Origin of the sequence: Streptomyces sp. NPDC088252, assembly GCF_044740965.1 — a bacterium.
Lineage (GTDB): Bacteria > Actinomycetota > Actinomycetes > Streptomycetales > Streptomycetaceae > Streptomyces.
Map to the genome: position 1 here is coordinate 282927 of NZ_JBIURS010000010.1, position 14511 is coordinate 297437.

Consider the following 14511-nt stretch of genomic DNA (forward strand, 5'->3'; position numbering starts at 1 on the left):
TCGTGGCACACGTCTACTTGAGACCACTCGACCACTCGCACGCGCCCCAGGAGGTGCCCGTGAGGGCTGAACCCACCCCCTACGCCCCGCACATCCACCAGCACCCCGCCCCCATCCCGTTCGCCGAGCCCTGGCAGTACGAGCTCGCCTTCCCCTGCGACCCGCGCAGCCCCCGCATCGCCCGTACGACCCTCCGGGCCATCCTTGGTGCTCACGAACTCGACGAACTCAGTTACCGCGCCGAGCTGTTGACGTCCGTGCTGACCACCAACTCCGTACGGCACACCAAGGGGCCGGCCGCCGTGCGGCTCCAGTGGCGGTACCCCGTGCTCCGGATCAGCGTCCGGGACATGAGCCCGGACCTGCCCAAGCCGTACGCCCCGCCCGCCGACCCCCACGCCGAAGCCGGGCGAGGCATGGCCATCCTCGAACTCGTCGCCGACCGGTGGGGCGGGTGCGCCATAGGGGAAGGGGCGCTCGGACCGGGCGGAAAGACCGTCTGGTTCGAGCTCGCGCTCGGTGCCTGAGCCGCAGATGCGGCGACGCCCCGTTCGGCCACGTCCGACCCCTGTACGGGCGTGGCCGCGCGGGGCGGATCGAGGAGGGGCCCGAAGGCCCCGGGGTCAGGAGACCTGGCGCGCGAACATGTCCCTGCCGAAGAACTCCGCCAGGACCGGGGCCACCGCATGGGGAGCCAGATCGTGCGTCTGGCCCGTCAGGGTGCGGTGACGGGCGCGCGGGAGGGCGTCCGCGAGGGCGCGGGTCGCGAGCCGGGCCGGGGTCGGGCTGAAGCCGCCGCAGACCACCAGCGTGCGTGACGCGACGGACGCGAACCGTTCGGCCGGGATCGATCCGTCGCCGAGCAGTGCGTCGTCGTACGCGAGGGTGTGCGCCATCGACACCAGGTCCCGCCACAGCGGCGCGCGCCGCATCCGGGCGATCATGTCGGCCGGGACGCCCGTCACGGACAGGAACAGCTCCACGGCCCCGGCGCGGTCCCCGGCGGTCAGCAGCCGGTGCAGCCGGGCCGTGCAGCAGGCTTTGAACCGCTCTCCCGAGGCGCCGGGGGTGTAGGGCGGCTCGTACACCGCCAGAAGGTCGACGGGGAGCCCGGCGGCCTGTGCCTCCAGGGCCAGCGCCCCGCCGGCCCCCGTGCCGAACAGCGAGGCCCGTCCGCCGGCCGCCGCGACGAGCGCGGCCAGGTCCTCGATCTCGCGCTCCACCCGGTACGGCCCGCTGTCGCCGCTGGAGCCGCGGCCGCGTCTGTCGTACGTGATGACGCCGAGGCGGGGCGCGAGGAGCCGTGCCAGGGGGGCGTCGGTCGCGGCCGTGCTCAGAGCCCCGCCGACCAGGATCACCGGCGGCCCTTCACCCCGGCGCCGATACGCGATCAAGGTGCCGTCGCGGGAGAGAATCTTGTCCATGTGAGGGTGGACTGCGGCGCCCGCGAAAACTCATCGCCGGTGCCGGGATTTTTTGAGATCTCCCAATTCTCCAGGGTGGTTGACGGTCATTCGTCGACGGTCTCGGTGTCGTAGAAGCAGAAGTGGCCCTTGATCGCGGCGACTTCGGGCTTCGGTTCGGGGTAGGCCCAGACGAGATCGGCCGCGTCCGGCAGCGACCAGTAGGAGGCCTCGCCCTTGAACGGGCAGTGGGTGTGGGTGTCCGAGGCCGTCAGCAGCTCCGTGCGGACGTCCTCGGGCGGCAGGTAGTAGCGGGCCGGACAACCCGTCTCGCGCAGGACGAGCGGGCGCCGGCTCTCGGCGAGCACCTGCCCGTCGCGCACCACACGTACATGCTCGGTGCCGGGTTCGACCGTGATGTGGTGTCCTGCTGTGGCAGTCATGTCAGGTTCAGCCGTGCCTCGCGCCGTTTTCTTCCCGGCGGCTTCCATTCCCGACGGATTCCTTCCGGGGGGTCTCCCTCCCCGAGGGACTGTTCGCCCCCTCCGCCGGGGCTGTCGGTGGTGCCCTTTACGGTTACTGCATGAATATCTGCGTCTTCCTCTCCGCCGCCGACCTCGACGACCGCTACACCCAGCCGGCCCGCGAATTCGCCGAGCTGCTCGGCAGGGGCGGCCACACGCTGGTCTGGGGAGGGTCGGAGAGCGGCCTGATGAAGGTCGTCGCCGACGGGGTGCAGGAATCGGGCGGCCGGTTGGTCGGGGTGTCGGTCGACTTCCTGGCCGCCAAGGCCCGGAGCAACGCGGACGAGATGGTGATCGCGCGCGATCTCGCCGAGCGCAAGGCGCTGCTCCTGGAGAAGGCGGACGCGGTCGTGATCATGGTGGGCGGTACCGGGACGCTCGACGAGGCGACCGAGATCCTGGAGCTCAAGAAGCACGGCAAGCACGACAAGCCGGTCGTCCTGCTCAACACGGCGGGCTTCTACGACGGGCTCCGCCAGCAGTTCCAGCGGATGGAGGACGAGGGTTTCCTGCCCCTCCCGCTGACCGACCTGGTGTTCTTCGCGAAGGACGGCGTGGGCGCCCTGGCCTACCTGGAGGAGTGGTCCGGCCTGCGGTGACGCGATGACGGGTGAGATCATGGCGGGATGTCCACCCATGTCATCACCGGCGCCGGCTCCGGCATCGGCGCAGCCGTCACCCGTCGTCTACTGGAGCGCGGCGACGAGGCCGTGCTGCTGGCCCGTGACGCCGGCCGCGCGAAGGAGCTGGCCGCGCTCCACCCCGGCGCCCGTACGCTCGTCGGTGACCTCTCCAACCCGGACCGGCTCTCCTGGGCGTTCGCCCAGCAGGCGATGCCGGAGCGGGTCGACTCGCTGTTGCACGTCGCGGGCGTCGTCGAGCTCGGCAGGGTCGGTGACCTCACGCCCAAGGCGTGGCACTTCCAGCTGAACGCCAACCTGGTCGCACCCGCCGAGCTGACCAGGCTCTTCCTGCCGCAGCTGCGCGTCTCCCAGGGCCATGTGCTCTTCGTGAACTCGGGTGCCGGCCTCGCCGCGCACGCCGAGTGGAGCGCGTACGCCGCGAGCAAGCACGGCCTGAAGGCGCTCGCCGACTCGTTGCGCCAGGAGGAGCACGCCAATGGCGTCCGGGTGACCTCCGTCTACCCGGGGCGCACCGCCAGCCCCATGCAGGCCAAGGTCCACCAGCAGGAGGGCAAGGAGTACGACGCCTCCCGCTGGATCGACCCGGAGTCGATCGCCACCACCATCCTGATGGCCATCGACCTCCCGCGCGACGCGGAGGTCAACGACCTCACGGTGCGCCCCGGGCACTGAGCCCTGGGACCCGGCGGTGCCGGGGTGTCGCGCGCGATGCCGTCCCCAGGAGCCCCGGGCCGCCTCGTGGGGGCCGGACCGCCCTCGCCCGTGACGGGCCGCCCCGCGACGGGCGCGGGCGCTCGGACCGTAGGCTTCCCACGTGAGCGACAAGAGCAAGTTCAGCGGGTGCCCGGCCACCGGGATCGGTTCCATGCCCGGGGGAGACGCACGGGAGGCGGCGAAGACCGTCACCGGGTCCTTCGGGGACGGCGAGGGCCTGCCGCATCTGGCGGAACTGCCGGCCCGCGGGCCCGGTGCGGACATGATCGGGCGGACCATCGGGCTCCTCGTCGACCTGTACGGGCATGTCGAGCCCAGCGGCTGGCGGATCAGCGACCGGCCCGGACGCGACACCCGCCGGGCCAGGTCCTGGCTCGGCGAGGACCTCGACGCGCTGGAGGAGTTCACCCAGGGCTACGAGGGGCCGCTCAAGGTCCAGGCCGTCGGGCCCTGGACCCTGGCCGCCGCGCTGGAACGGCGGGGCGGCGAGGCCGCGCTCGGGGACCCGGGGGCCTGCCGGGACCTGGCGGGCTCACTGGCCGAGGGGCTCCGCGACCACCTCGGCGAGGTACGGCGCAGGGTGCCCGGCGCCGAGGTGATCCTCCAGCTCGACGAACCGTCACTGACCGCCGTACTGCGCGGACGGATCAGGACGGCGAGCGGGTACCGCACCCACCGGGCCGTCGACCGCCAGATCGTGGAGGGGACCCTGCGCGATGTCCTGGCCGCGGGCGGGGACGGGGCGACGGTGGTGCACACCTGCGCGCCCGAGGTGCCGTTCGGGCTGTTGCGCCGGGCGGGGGCCGACGGCATCTCCTTCGACTTCTCGTTGCTCACCGAGCGTGACGAGGAAGCGATCGGGGAAGCGGTCGAGGGCGGCACCCAGCTCTTCCTCGGGGTGGTGCCGGGCACCGACCCGGCCTCGGGCGCATTGTCCGACCCGGGAGGTAGCGTCATGGGTGTCAGGACGCTGTGGCGCAGGCTGGGGCTGAATCCGGGGACTCTGTCGCAGTCCGTGGTGATCACCCCTTCGTGCGGGCTCGCGGGTGCCTCGCCCGCGTACGCGCGCGCCGCGCTCGCCCACTGCGTCCGGGCCGCGAGATCGCTCGCAGACAACCCTGAGTAACGGGGCAACGGGTAACGGGAGGACGAGACGATGGCCGGCGAACAGCAGATGGCGGTGCCCGCACAGGCCCGGGAGCAGCACGCGCTCCTGGCCGAGCAGATCGAGGAGCACCGCTTCCGGTACTACGTGAACGACCAGCCGGTCGTGAGCGATGCCGAGTTCGACCGGCTGATGCGTGGGCTGGAGGCCCTGGAGGAGACGTATCCGCAGTTGCGTACGCCGGATTCGCCGACGCAGAAGGTCGCGGGGCCGTACCAGACGCAGTTCACCTCCGTCGAGCACCGCGAGCGGATGCTCTCACTGGACAACGCCTTCAGCGACGTCGAGTTGGCGTCCTGGGGCGAGCGGATCGCCAAGGACGTCGGCACCACCGACTACCACTTCCTGTGCGAGCTGAAGGTCGACGGTCTCGCGGTCAACCTCACCTACGAGCACGGGCGGCTGACCCGGGCGGCGACCCGTGGTGACGGCCGTACCGGCGAGGACATCACCCCCAATGTCCGCACGATCGCCGAGATCCCGCACCGGCTGAAGGGCGACCGTGTCCCGGCGCTGGTCGAGATCCGCGGTGAGGTCTTCTTCCCGATGGAAGCCTTCGAGGAGCTCAACGCCCGGCTCGTCGAGGCCGAGGACAAGCCCTTCGCCAACCCGCGCAACGCGGCGGCCGGTTCGCTGCGTCAGAAGGACCCGAAGGTCACCGCCACCCGCCCGCTGCACATGGTGGTGCACGGCATCGGCGCCCGTGAGGGCTTCGACATCGACTGCCTCTCGCACGCCTACGAGCTGCTCCACGAGTGGGGTCTGCCCACCGCCAGGCACAACAAGGTGGTGGCCTCCCTGGACGAGGTACGGGAGTTCATCGCGTACTTCGGCGAGAACCGGCACTCCGTGGAGCACGAGATCGACGGCGTCGTCGTCAAGCTGGACGAGATCCCGCTCCAGGGCCGACTGGGCTCCACCTCGCGCGCACCGCGCTGGGCGATCGCGTGGAAGTACCCGCCGGAGGAGGTCAACACCAAGCTGGTCAACATCCGGGTCGGCGTCGGACGCACCGGGCGGGTCACGCCGTACGCGCAGGTCGAGCCGGTCGAGGTGGCGGGTTCCGAGGTCGAGTTCGCCACCCTGCACAACCAGAACGTGGTGAAGGCGAAGGGCGTCCTCATCGGGGACACGGTGGTGCTCCGCAAGGCCGGCGACGTGATCCCGGAGATCCTCGGTCCGGTCGTCGATCTGCGCGACGGCACCGAGCGGGCGTTCGTGATGCCGACGCACTGTCCCGAGTGCGGCACGGAGCTGCGGCCCATGAAGGAGGCCGACATCGATGTCCGCTGCCCCAACGCGCGTTCCTGCCCGGCACAGTTGCGCGAGCGCCTCGCCTATCTCGCGGGTCGTAAGAGCCTCGACATCGATCACTTCGGCTATGTCGCGGCAGCGGCTCTGACGAAGCCCTTGGAGCCCGCCGAGCCACCGCTGCGCGACGAGGGCGATCTCTTCGGTCTGACCGTCGAGCAGTTGCTGCCGATCCGGGCCTATGTCCTGGACCAGGACAGCGGATTGCCCAAGCGCGACCCGAAGACCGGCGAGGAGAAGACCGCGTGGGTCTTCGCCAACCAGCAGGGCGAGCCGAAGAAGAACGCCCTCGCCATGCTCGACGCCGTGGCCGCGGCCAAGGAAGCCCCGTTGGCCCGGATTCTCACCGGCCTCTCCATCCGTCATGTGGGCCCGATCGCGGCCGAGGAGCTGGCCCGTCAGTTCCGCTCCATCGACCGGATCGACGAGGCGTCCGAGAAGGAACTGGCCGAGGCCGACGGGGTCGGTTCCACCATCGCCGCCTCGGTGAAGCAGTGGTTCGCCGAGGACTGGCACCGGGAGATCCTGCGCAAGTGGCGGGAGGCCGGAGTCCGGATGGAGGACGAGGGGCCGGGGGAGGACGTGGGTCCGCGCCCGCTCGAAGGCCTCACCGTCGTCGTCACCGGCACGCTGTCCGGACACACCAGGGACGGCGCGAAGGACGCGCTCCAGAGCCGGGGGGCGAAGGTGACGGGATCCGTCTCGAAGAAGACCTCTTTCGTGGTCGTCGGTGACAACCCCGGTTCGAAGTACGACAAGGCGATGCAACTGAAGGTGCCCGTGCTGGACGAGGGCGGTTTCGCCGTGCTGCTCGAAGAGGGGCCTGACGCGGCGCGCGCCGCGGCCGTGACTGTCGGGGAACCTGCGGAATAGGACAGATCGCTGACCGAAAACAGGCGGAATATGGCGGGATCTTCGCGGAAGAATTAACGCAATGGGACAGATCCCCGTCGGAGAACCCCACATCGTGATCGATCGATGGGTGAACAGTGAACAAGGGTGTACAGAAAGGGTGTAGGGGGACGGACGGGGGCAGAGGTCGTCGCCGGTGGATCGGGTTCACCCGATCGGCGCATAGCAGATGCTGACGGACGGTTGGTTCGCATTCGGGCAAGAGCTGTAGAGCGCTGCCCGTGGAAGCGTTCCGCGGCCTACTGTTGAGAGATGCAACTGCCGTGCCCGGCCGCGAGGTGGGAAATCGGGTCGTGGTGGCATGGAGCTGAACCATCAGGCGACATCGGCACCGCCGGCTGTGAGAGGGACGGAATGAAACCGACCGAGAGCGCCGCACCGGTGTCGCGGCTGCAAGGTTTCGTCGGCCTCACGCCCAAAGTGGGTGCCGTCTTCGTGGTGATCGCCGTTGTTCAGCTCACGACCGGTTTCTACCGGACCGTGAGCGAGGGACGCGCGCTCTTCCCCGACGGCAGGGTCGGGTGGTCCCTGGCCGTCCTCACCGGAATCGTCGTCGGCCACCTGGTCGCGCTCGGACGCGACCGATGGTGGGGCGGCACCGGTTCCGGGGCCGCCCTCACTCTCGCCGTGCTGCTCCTCTACGGCTGGGTGCCCGCCGGTCTGGTCAGCCTGGTCGTCGTCGTCCTCGTCGGCGCGGCCCGCAGACACCGCTGGTGGCAGGGGCTGCTGCACGGCGCCGTGGACATCCTGGGGATAGGCGCGGCGGCCCTGGTGCTCGCCGCGTTCGGCGACGTCCAGACCGTCGAATCGCCCTGGCGGCCACTCGACTGGGGCATCGCCGCCGTCCCCGAGGTCCTTCTGGCCGCCTCCACCTATCTTCTGGTCACCCGGGTCCTGCTGTGGTACGCACGGGCACCCCAGGGCGGCGGACTGCCCACCGTCGCCCGCACCGCGCTGCTGCGCCAGGGCCTCGTCGCGGTCGCCCTCCTCGGCATCGCACCGTTGATCTGCGTGGTGGCGATGGCCATGCCCGTACTCCTGCCGCTCTTCGCGGTCCCCCTGATCGCCCTGGACTCCACCCTCTGGATAGCCCGCGCGCGGGCCGAGGAGCAGCTGCGCGACCCGCTGACCGGACTGCCCAACCGGCAGTGGCTGCTGGAGCGCACCTGGACGGCCCTGGAGGACGCCGCGTCCGTCGGCGCCAGATCCGCTCTCGTCCTGATCGACCTCGACCGGTTCCGTGCGGTCAACGACACCCTCGGGCATCTGGCGGGGGACCGGCTGCTGCTGCAGATAGCGGAACGCCTGCGACTCGCGCTCCCACGGGGGGCGGAGGCCGCGCGGCTCGGCGGTGACGAATTCGCGGTGCTCCTGCCGACCGCGGACTCGACCACCAGCGCCCAGCGGGTCGCCCGCCACCTCGTCGCCGAACTGTCCTCCCCGCTGGACCTCGACGGTCTGACCCTGGTGCTGGAGGCCAGCGCCGGGGTCGCCGTCCACCCGGACCACGCGCTGGACGCCGAAGGGCTGCTCAGGCGCGCGGACGTGGCGATGTACCAGGCCAAGCGCGACCGTACGGGTGTCGAGGTGTACGAGTCGAAGCGGGACAGCAACACCCCGGACCGGCTCGGGCTGCTCGGTGATCTGCGGCGCGCGCTGGACGCCGGCGAGGTGGAGCTCCACTACCAGCCGAAGGTCCGCTTCGACGGACAGGTGGCCGGCCTCGAAGCGCTGGTCCGCTGGGTGCATCCGGAGCGCGGGCGGGTCCCCCCGGACGAGTTCATCGCCATCGCGGAGTCGTCCGGCCTGATGCCGCACCTGACGGAGTACGTCCTGGAGACGGCGCTGGCGCAGGTCGCCCGGTGGCGGGCGCAGGGGCTGTTCGTGCCCGTGGCGGTCAACGTCTCCCCGCGCGACGTGCACACTCCCGGATTCGCGGGCGGTGTGGCGGCCCGGCTCGCCCGGCACGGCGTCCCGGCCGGGGCACTGCAGCTGGAGATAACGGAACATGTGCTGCTGGAGGACCCGCAGCGGGCCGCCGACACCCTCGCCGGGCTGACCGGGCACGGCGTGAAGATGTCCCTCGACGACTTCGGCACGGGGTACTCCTCGCTGGTCCATCTGCGTCGGCTGCCCGTCAGCGAGCTGAAGATCGACCGCTCGTTCGTGGCCCGTCTGGCCGTGGACAACGAGGACGCGGAGATCGTCCGCTGCACCATCGACCTGGCCCACTCGCTCGGCCTGCTGGTCGTCGCCGAGGGGGTCGAGGACGACGAGACCTGGGAGCGGCTGCGGGATCTGCGGTGCGATGCGGTGCAGGGGTGGCTGGTCGCCGCGGCCATGCCGCCGCAGGAGGCGACGGCCTGGCTGCGGGCGCGGGGCGAGCACGGCTGGCGTCGGCCGGCGGAGCTGGCCGCGGCTGCGGCGGCGGCCGCCGCCGCGGCAGCCGCGGGCGCGAAGCCCGAGCTGGAGCAGCGGGCGTCCGGGCGGGCGGTCAAGCCGAGGCCCGCGACGACGTGAGCGCGGGGCACCGGCCCGGCGCCGAACCACTCGCCGGGCGCGAGGCCGCTACCGACGTGAGCGCGGGGCACCGGCCTGCGTCGAACCCCATGCCGGGCGCGACGCGGCGACGGTGCGAGCGCGGGGGACGGGGGCGCGCGATCCGGAGGCGCGTACCCGGGTGTCGGCGGCCGTTGTGCCGCCCGATCCCGGGCGGACCCGAATCCGGCGTCCGACCAGGGCGTTCGCCCGGGTGGCGGGAGCGGCCGCGGCCGACACCATAGGATTGGGCCAAAACCACACACCAACCCCTGAGGATCGCTGCATGCCTGGCATCACGCGCGAGGAGGTCGCCCACCTCGCCCGGCTGGCGCGTCTGGAGCTGAAGGGCGAAGAGCTCGATCACTTCGCCGGTCAGCTCGACGACATCATCGGCGCGGTCGCCCGCGTCTCCGAGGTCGCCGACCAAGACGTACCGCCGACCTCCCACCCGCTGCCGCTGACCAACGTCATGCGCGCGGACGAGGTCCGTCCGTCGCTCACCCCCGAGCAGGCGCTCTCCGGCGCCCCGGCCCAGGAGCAGCAGCGTTTCAAGGTGCCGCAGATCCTGGGGGAGGACTAACAGCCATGACGGACAACAGCACCATCATCAAGCTCACCGCGGCCGAGATCGCCGAGAAGATCGCGTCCGGCGAGCTCACGGCCGTCCAGGTCACCGAGGCCCATCTGGCCCGGATCGACGCGGTCGACGAGAAGGTCCATGCCTTCCTGCACATCGACCGCGAGGGGGCGCTCGCGCAGGCCCGTGCCGTCGACGCGAAGAAGGCCGCCGGCGAGAAGCTGGGCCCGCTGGCCGGTGTCCCGCTGGCGCTGAAGGACATCTTCACCACGGAGGGCATGCCGACCACCGTCGGTTCCAAGATCCTCGAAGGCTGGATCCCGCCGTACGACGCGACCCTCACCAAGAGGCTGAAGGCCGCCGACGTCGTGATCCTCGGCAAGACCAACATGGACGAGTTCGCCATGGGGTCCTCCACCGAGAACAGTGCCTACGGCCCGACCGGCAACCCGTGGGACCTCACCCGTATCCCGGGCGGTTCCGGCGGCGGCTCCTCGGCCGCGCTCGCGTCGTACGAGGCCCCGCTCGCCATCGGCACGGACACCGGCGGTTCCATCCGCCAGCCCGCCGCCGTCACCGGCACCGTCGGCGTCAAGCCCACCTACGGCGGCGTCTCCCGCTACGGCATGGTGGCGTTCTCCAGCTCCCTGGACCAGGGCGGCCCCTGCGCCCGTACCGTTCTGGACGCGGCCCTGCTGCACGAGGTGATCGCCGGGCACGACCCGATGGACTCGACGTCCATCGACGCCCCGGTCCCGCCGGTCGTCGAGGCCGCCCGCAACGGCAGCGTCGAGGGCATGCGCGTCGGAGTCGTCAAGCAGTTCGCCGGTGAGGGCTACCAGGCCGGTGTCGTCCAGCGCTTCAACGAGTCGGTCGAGCTGCTGAAGTCGCTCGGTGCCACGATCGTCGAGCTGGACTGCCCCTCCTTCGACCTCGCGCTGTCGGCGTACTACCTGATCGCGCCGTCCGAGTGCTCCTCCAACCTGGCCCGCTTCGACGCCATGCGTTACGGCCTGCGCGTCGGCGACGACGGCACGAGGTCCGCCGAGGACGTCACCGCGCTCACCCGTGAGGCCGGCTTCGGTGACGAGGTCAAGCGCCGCGTCATCCTCGGTACGTACGCGCTCAGCTCCGGCTACTACGACGCGTACTACGGCTCGGCACAGAAGGTCCGCACCCTCATCACGCAGGACTTCGAGAAGGCCTTCGAGCAGGTCGACGTGATCGTCTCCCCGACGACGCCCACCACCGCCTTCCCGATCGGCGAGCGCGCCGACGACCCGATGGCGATGTATCTCGCGGACCTGTGCACCATTCCGACCAACCTCGCCGGGAACTCCGCCATGTCGCTGCCCTGCGGCCTGGCCCCGGAGGACGGTCTGCCGGTCGGACTGCAGATCATCGCCCCCGCCATGAAGGACGACCGTCTCTACAAGGTCGGAGCCGCCGTCGAGGCAGCCTTCGTGGAAAAGTGGGGACACCCGCTGCTGGAGGAGGCTCCGTCACTGTGAGCGCACTGACCAAGGCCAAGGGCTTCAAGAAGTCCAAGACCGGTACGTACCTGTCCATCGGCACCACCGCCTTCGGAGCGGTGGGCGTCATCAAGCAGGCCAGGAAGGCCCGCGTCGAGCACGACACGCTCCAACTGATCGACGCCGTTGTCTCCGCCGCCGCCATCGCCACCGGTCTCGCCCTGCTGCTGCGCGAACTCAAGCGCCTCGGCGATGACGACGTACTGCTGGGCTGAGAGGGAAGTTTCACCGTGACTGTCACCGACCTGGTGTCGTACGAGGACGCGCTCGCGTCCTACGACCCCGTCATGGGCCTGGAGGTCCATGTCGAGCTCGGCACCAAGACCAAGATGTTCTGCGGCTGCTCGACCGAGCTCAAGCAGGACGCCAACTCCCAGACCTGCCCGGTCTGTCTCGGCCTGCCCGGCGCGCTGCCGGTCGTCAACGAGATCGGCGTCGAGTCCGCCATCAAGATCGGTCTCGCGCTGAACTGCGAGATCGCCGAGTGGTGCCGCTTCGCCCGGAAGAACTACTTCTATCCGGACATGCCGAAGAACTTCCAGACCTCCCAGTACGACGAGCCGATCGCCTACAACGGCTATCTGGACGTCCAGTTGGAGGACGGGGAGATCTTCCGGGTGCAGATCGAGCGTGCCCACATGGAGGAGGACACCGGCAAGTCGACCCACGTCGGCGGTGCCACCGGCCGTATCCAGGGCGCGTCCCACTCCCTGCTCGACTACAACCGCGCCGGCATCCCGCTCATCGAGATCGTCACCAAGCCGATCGAGGGAGCGGGCGCACGCGCCCCCGAGGTCGCCAAGGCGTACGTCGCCGAGCTCCGCGAGCTCATCAAGGCGCTCGGCGTCTCCGAGGCCCGGATGGAAATGGGCCAGATGCGCTGCGACGTCAACCTGTCGCTGCGCCCCAACGGCACCGAGACGTTCGGCACGCGCTCCGAGACGAAGAACGTGAACTCGCTGCGTTCCGTCGAGCGCGCCGCCCGCTTCGAGATCCAGCGCCACGCCGCGGTGCTGAGCTCGGGCGGCACGGTCGTGCAGGAGACCCGGCACTTCCACGAGGAGGACGGCTCCACCACGGCCGGCCGCATCAAGGACAACGCCGAGGACTACCGCTACTTCCCCGAGCCCGACCTGGTGCCGGTCGCCCCGGCCCGTGAGTGGGTCGAGGAGCTCCGCAAGGGACTCCCCGAGATGCCGCGGGTGCGCCGCAACCGGCTGAAGGAGGAGTGGGGTGTCTCCGAGCACGACATGCAGTCCATCCTCAACGCGGGCGCGGTCGACCTGATCGTCGCCACGACCGACGCGGGCGCCCCCTCGGACCAGGCGCGCAAGTGGTGGATGGGCGAGCTGGCCCGTAACGCCAACGAGACCGGCCGCGGCCTCGACGAGCTGCCGATCACCCCGGTGCAGGTCGCCAGGGTGGCCGAGCTCGTCACCTCGGGCGACCTCAACGACAAGCTGGCACGCCAGGTGATCGAGGGCGTCCTCGCGGGTGAGGGCGACCCGGACACCGTCGTCGAGAAGCGCGGCCTGAAGGTCGTCTCCGACGAGGGCGCGCTGGGCGCCGCCGTGGACGAGGCCATCGCCGCCAACGCGGCCATCGCGGACAAGATCCGCGGCGGCAAGGTCGCGGCCGCGGGCGCGCTCGTCGGCGCGGTCATGAAGGCCACCCGCGGCCAGGCGGACGCGGCCCGGGTGCGTGAGCTGATCCTGGAGAAGCTCGGCGTCGAGGGCTGATCCCGGCCCCTGCGCGGGCGGTTTCCGCACGTCCTTGAAGGGGCGGCGCATCCGTGGGACGGGTGCGCCGCCCCTTCACCCGTCCAGAGAGTCCCCGGTCCGCTGAACACCATCACTGCCGAGATCGTCTCCGTCGTGCTCCTGCTCGGCGTACTGGCCTTCGCCGTCGTACGCCCCCGGGGGCTGCCGGAGGCGACCGTCGCCGTACCCGCGGCCGTGCTGGTGACCGCGGCCGGTGCGGTCCCCTGGTCCCAGGCCCGTGATCAGGTGGACAGCCTGCTGCCGGTCGTCGGCTTCCTCGCGGCGATCCTGGTGCTGGCCCAGCTCTGTGCGGACGAAGGGCTGTTCACGGCCGCCGGTGACCTGGTCGCACGGGCCTGCGGCGGCCGGACCGGCCCTCTGCTCGGCGGCGTCTTCGTCCTCGCCTCGGTGATCACCGCCGTGCTCAGCCTCGACGCGACGGTGGTTCTGCTGACCCCCGTCGTCCTCGCCACCGCCGCCCGCGTCGGCGCCCGGCCCCGCCCGCACGTCTACGCCTGTGCGCACCTGGCCAACTCGGCCTCCCTGCTGCTGCCGGTATCCAATCTCACCAACCTCCTGGCGTTCACCGCGAGCGGCCTCTCCTTCACCCGCTTCGCCGCGCTGATGGCCCTGCCGTGGCTGGCCGCCGTCGCCGTCGAGTACGTCGTCTTCCGCCGGGTCTTCGCCGCCGATCTGGCAGCCGGCGCGTATCCGCCGAAGCCGCAGGAGGAGCGTCCCGACGCCCCCGTCTTCACGCTCGTCGTCCTCGCCCTGACCCTGGGCGGCTTCGTCGTCACCTCGTTCGCGGGCGTGGAACCGCTGTGGGCGGCGCTGGCCGGTGCCGGGGTGCTGGCGGTCCGTGCGCTGGTGCGGCGCGAGACCACGGTGAAGGGCCTCGTCCGCTCCGCGAACCCGCTGTTCTGCCTGTTCGTGCTGGCGCTGGGCGTCGTGGTCGAGGCCGTGGTCGACAACGGCCTCGGCACCGGCGTCGAAACCTTCCTGCCGGACGGCTCGTCACTTCCCGCCCTGCTGGCGGTGGCCGCGGTGGCGGCCGTGCTCGCCAACCTGATCAACAACCTGCCCGCGATCCTCGCCCTGCTCCCGGTCGTCGCGGCGGCCGGTCCCGGACCGGTCCTCGCGGCCCTGATCGGGGTGAACCTCGGCCCGAACCTCACCTACGTCGGCTCGCTCGCCACCCTGCTCTGGCGCCGCATCCTGCACAGCCACGGTGCCGCGCCCGACCTCGGCCGCTTCACCCGGCTCGGGCTGCTGACCGTACCGGCGACACTCGGCGTGTCGACCCTCGCGCTGTGGGGGGCGCTGCGGCTGATCGGGGTGTGATCCGTCCCGGAGCGCGGTTGGACTTTCCCGGCCGACCTGTTGGACGTTCACCACGGGGCCGTACGAAATCCTTCCCGGCGCCACCTG

At 71.0% G+C, this 14511-nt stretch carries 13 protein-coding genes; 11 read left to right on the forward strand and 2 right to left on the reverse strand.

Going from position 1 to position 14511, the window contains the following annotated elements; all coding sequences use genetic code 11:
• Nucleotides 1-59: 59 nt before the first annotated feature.
• A complete protein-coding gene (locus ACIOHC_RS22600) occupies nucleotides 60-527 on the forward strand; it encodes an ATP-binding protein (protein ID WP_365690977.1) in 468 nt (155 codons plus the stop codon).
• Between the two features lie 96 nt (nucleotides 528-623).
• Here the strand turns inward: ACIOHC_RS22600 and ACIOHC_RS22605 are convergent, their stop codons facing one another.
• Together ACIOHC_RS22605 and ACIOHC_RS22610 are read right to left on the reverse strand one after the other, a co-directional pair.
• Nucleotides 624-1424 (reverse strand): alpha/beta hydrolase, encoded by an 801-nt coding sequence (locus ACIOHC_RS22605; RefSeq protein WP_365690976.1) that lies wholly within the window; start codon nucleotides 1422-1424, stop codon nucleotides 624-626.
• 86 nt (nucleotides 1425-1510) lie between these two features.
• Nucleotides 1511-1846 (reverse strand): DUF427 domain-containing protein, encoded by a 336-nt coding sequence (locus ACIOHC_RS22610; RefSeq protein WP_351074570.1) that lies wholly within the window; start codon nucleotides 1844-1846, stop codon nucleotides 1511-1513.
• Between the two features lie 140 nt (nucleotides 1847-1986).
• Between ACIOHC_RS22610 and ACIOHC_RS22615 the strand changes: the two genes are divergently transcribed.
• From ACIOHC_RS22615 to ACIOHC_RS22660, 10 genes are all read left to right on the forward strand, one after another.
• Nucleotides 1987-2526: a TIGR00730 family Rossman fold protein gene (locus ACIOHC_RS22615; RefSeq protein WP_365690975.1), complete on the forward strand. Its 540-nt coding sequence runs from the start codon at nucleotides 1987-1989 to the stop codon at nucleotides 2524-2526.
• Between the two features lie 27 nt (nucleotides 2527-2553).
• Nucleotides 2554-3243, forward strand: a complete 690-nt coding sequence (locus ACIOHC_RS22620) for an SDR family oxidoreductase (protein ID WP_351074567.1) — start codon at nucleotides 2554-2556, stop codon at nucleotides 3241-3243.
• A gap of 142 nt (nucleotides 3244-3385) precedes the next feature.
• Nucleotides 3386-4411, forward strand: a complete 1026-nt coding sequence (locus ACIOHC_RS22625) for a methionine synthase (RefSeq protein ID WP_351074565.1) — start codon at nucleotides 3386-3388, stop codon at nucleotides 4409-4411.
• Between the two features lie 30 nt (nucleotides 4412-4441).
• The gene (gene ligA / locus ACIOHC_RS22630) at nucleotides 4442-6634 is read left to right on the forward strand and encodes an NAD-dependent DNA ligase LigA (protein ID WP_351074563.1); all 2193 of its coding nucleotides are present in this window, start codon (nucleotides 4442-4444) and stop codon (nucleotides 6632-6634) included.
• A gap of 393 nt (nucleotides 6635-7027) precedes the next feature.
• Nucleotides 7028-9193 carry a bifunctional diguanylate cyclase/phosphodiesterase gene (locus ACIOHC_RS22635; RefSeq protein ID WP_351074562.1) on the forward strand — a complete coding sequence of 722 codons (2166 nt, stop codon included), beginning with the start codon at nucleotides 7028-7030 and terminating at the stop codon, nucleotides 9191-9193.
• Between the two features lie 304 nt (nucleotides 9194-9497).
• The gene (gene gatC / locus ACIOHC_RS22640; RefSeq protein WP_015036350.1) at nucleotides 9498-9794 is read left to right on the forward strand and encodes an Asp-tRNA(Asn)/Glu-tRNA(Gln) amidotransferase subunit GatC; all 297 of its coding nucleotides are present in this window, start codon (nucleotides 9498-9500) and stop codon (nucleotides 9792-9794) included.
• 5 nt (nucleotides 9795-9799) lie between these two features.
• A complete protein-coding gene (gene gatA, locus ACIOHC_RS22645; protein ID WP_351074560.1) occupies nucleotides 9800-11302 on the forward strand; it encodes an Asp-tRNA(Asn)/Glu-tRNA(Gln) amidotransferase subunit GatA in 1503 nt (500 codons plus the stop codon).
• Nucleotides 11299-11538 carry a hypothetical protein gene (locus ACIOHC_RS22650; protein WP_351074559.1) on the forward strand — a complete coding sequence of 80 codons (240 nt, stop codon included), beginning with the start codon at nucleotides 11299-11301 and terminating at the stop codon, nucleotides 11536-11538. Before gatA ends, ACIOHC_RS22650 begins: the two co-directional genes overlap by 4 nt.
• A gap of 15 nt (nucleotides 11539-11553) precedes the next feature.
• Entirely contained in the window at nucleotides 11554-13062 is a 1509-nt protein-coding gene (gene gatB, locus ACIOHC_RS22655; protein ID WP_365690974.1) for an Asp-tRNA(Asn)/Glu-tRNA(Gln) amidotransferase subunit GatB, read from the forward strand.
• Nucleotides 13063-13164: 102 nt separating this feature from the next.
• On the forward strand, nucleotides 13165-14424 hold the full coding sequence (locus ACIOHC_RS22660; protein ID WP_401843749.1) for an SLC13 family permease: 1260 nt from the start codon (nucleotides 13165-13167) through the stop codon (nucleotides 14422-14424).
• Nucleotides 14425-14511: the final 87 nt, after the last annotated feature.

Bases quoted from the DNA above. Each gene is read 5' to 3' on its own strand.
- ACIOHC_RS22635 (WP_351074562.1), top strand. From the start codon at position 7,028: ATGAAACCGACCGAGAGCGCCGCACCGGTGTCGCGGCTGCAAGGTTTC.
- ACIOHC_RS22615 (WP_365690975.1), top strand. From the start codon at position 1,987: ATGAATATCTGCGTCTTCCTCTCCGCCGCCGACCTCGACGACCGCTAC.
- ACIOHC_RS22620 (WP_351074567.1), top strand. From the start codon at position 2,554: ATGTCCACCCATGTCATCACCGGCGCCGGCTCCGGCATCGGCGCAGCC.
- ligA (WP_351074563.1), top strand. From the start codon at position 4,442: ATGGCCGGCGAACAGCAGATGGCGGTGCCCGCACAGGCCCGGGAGCAG.
- gatC (WP_015036350.1), top strand. From the start codon at position 9,498: ATGCCTGGCATCACGCGCGAGGAGGTCGCCCACCTCGCCCGGCTGGCG.
- ACIOHC_RS22605 (WP_365690976.1), bottom strand. From the start codon at position 1,424: ATGGACAAGATTCTCTCCCGCGACGGCACCTTGATCGCGTATCGGCGC.
- ACIOHC_RS22610 (WP_351074570.1), bottom strand. From the start codon at position 1,846: ATGACTGCCACAGCAGGACACCACATCACGGTCGAACCCGGCACCGAG.
- gatA (WP_351074560.1), top strand. From the start codon at position 9,800: ATGACGGACAACAGCACCATCATCAAGCTCACCGCGGCCGAGATCGCC.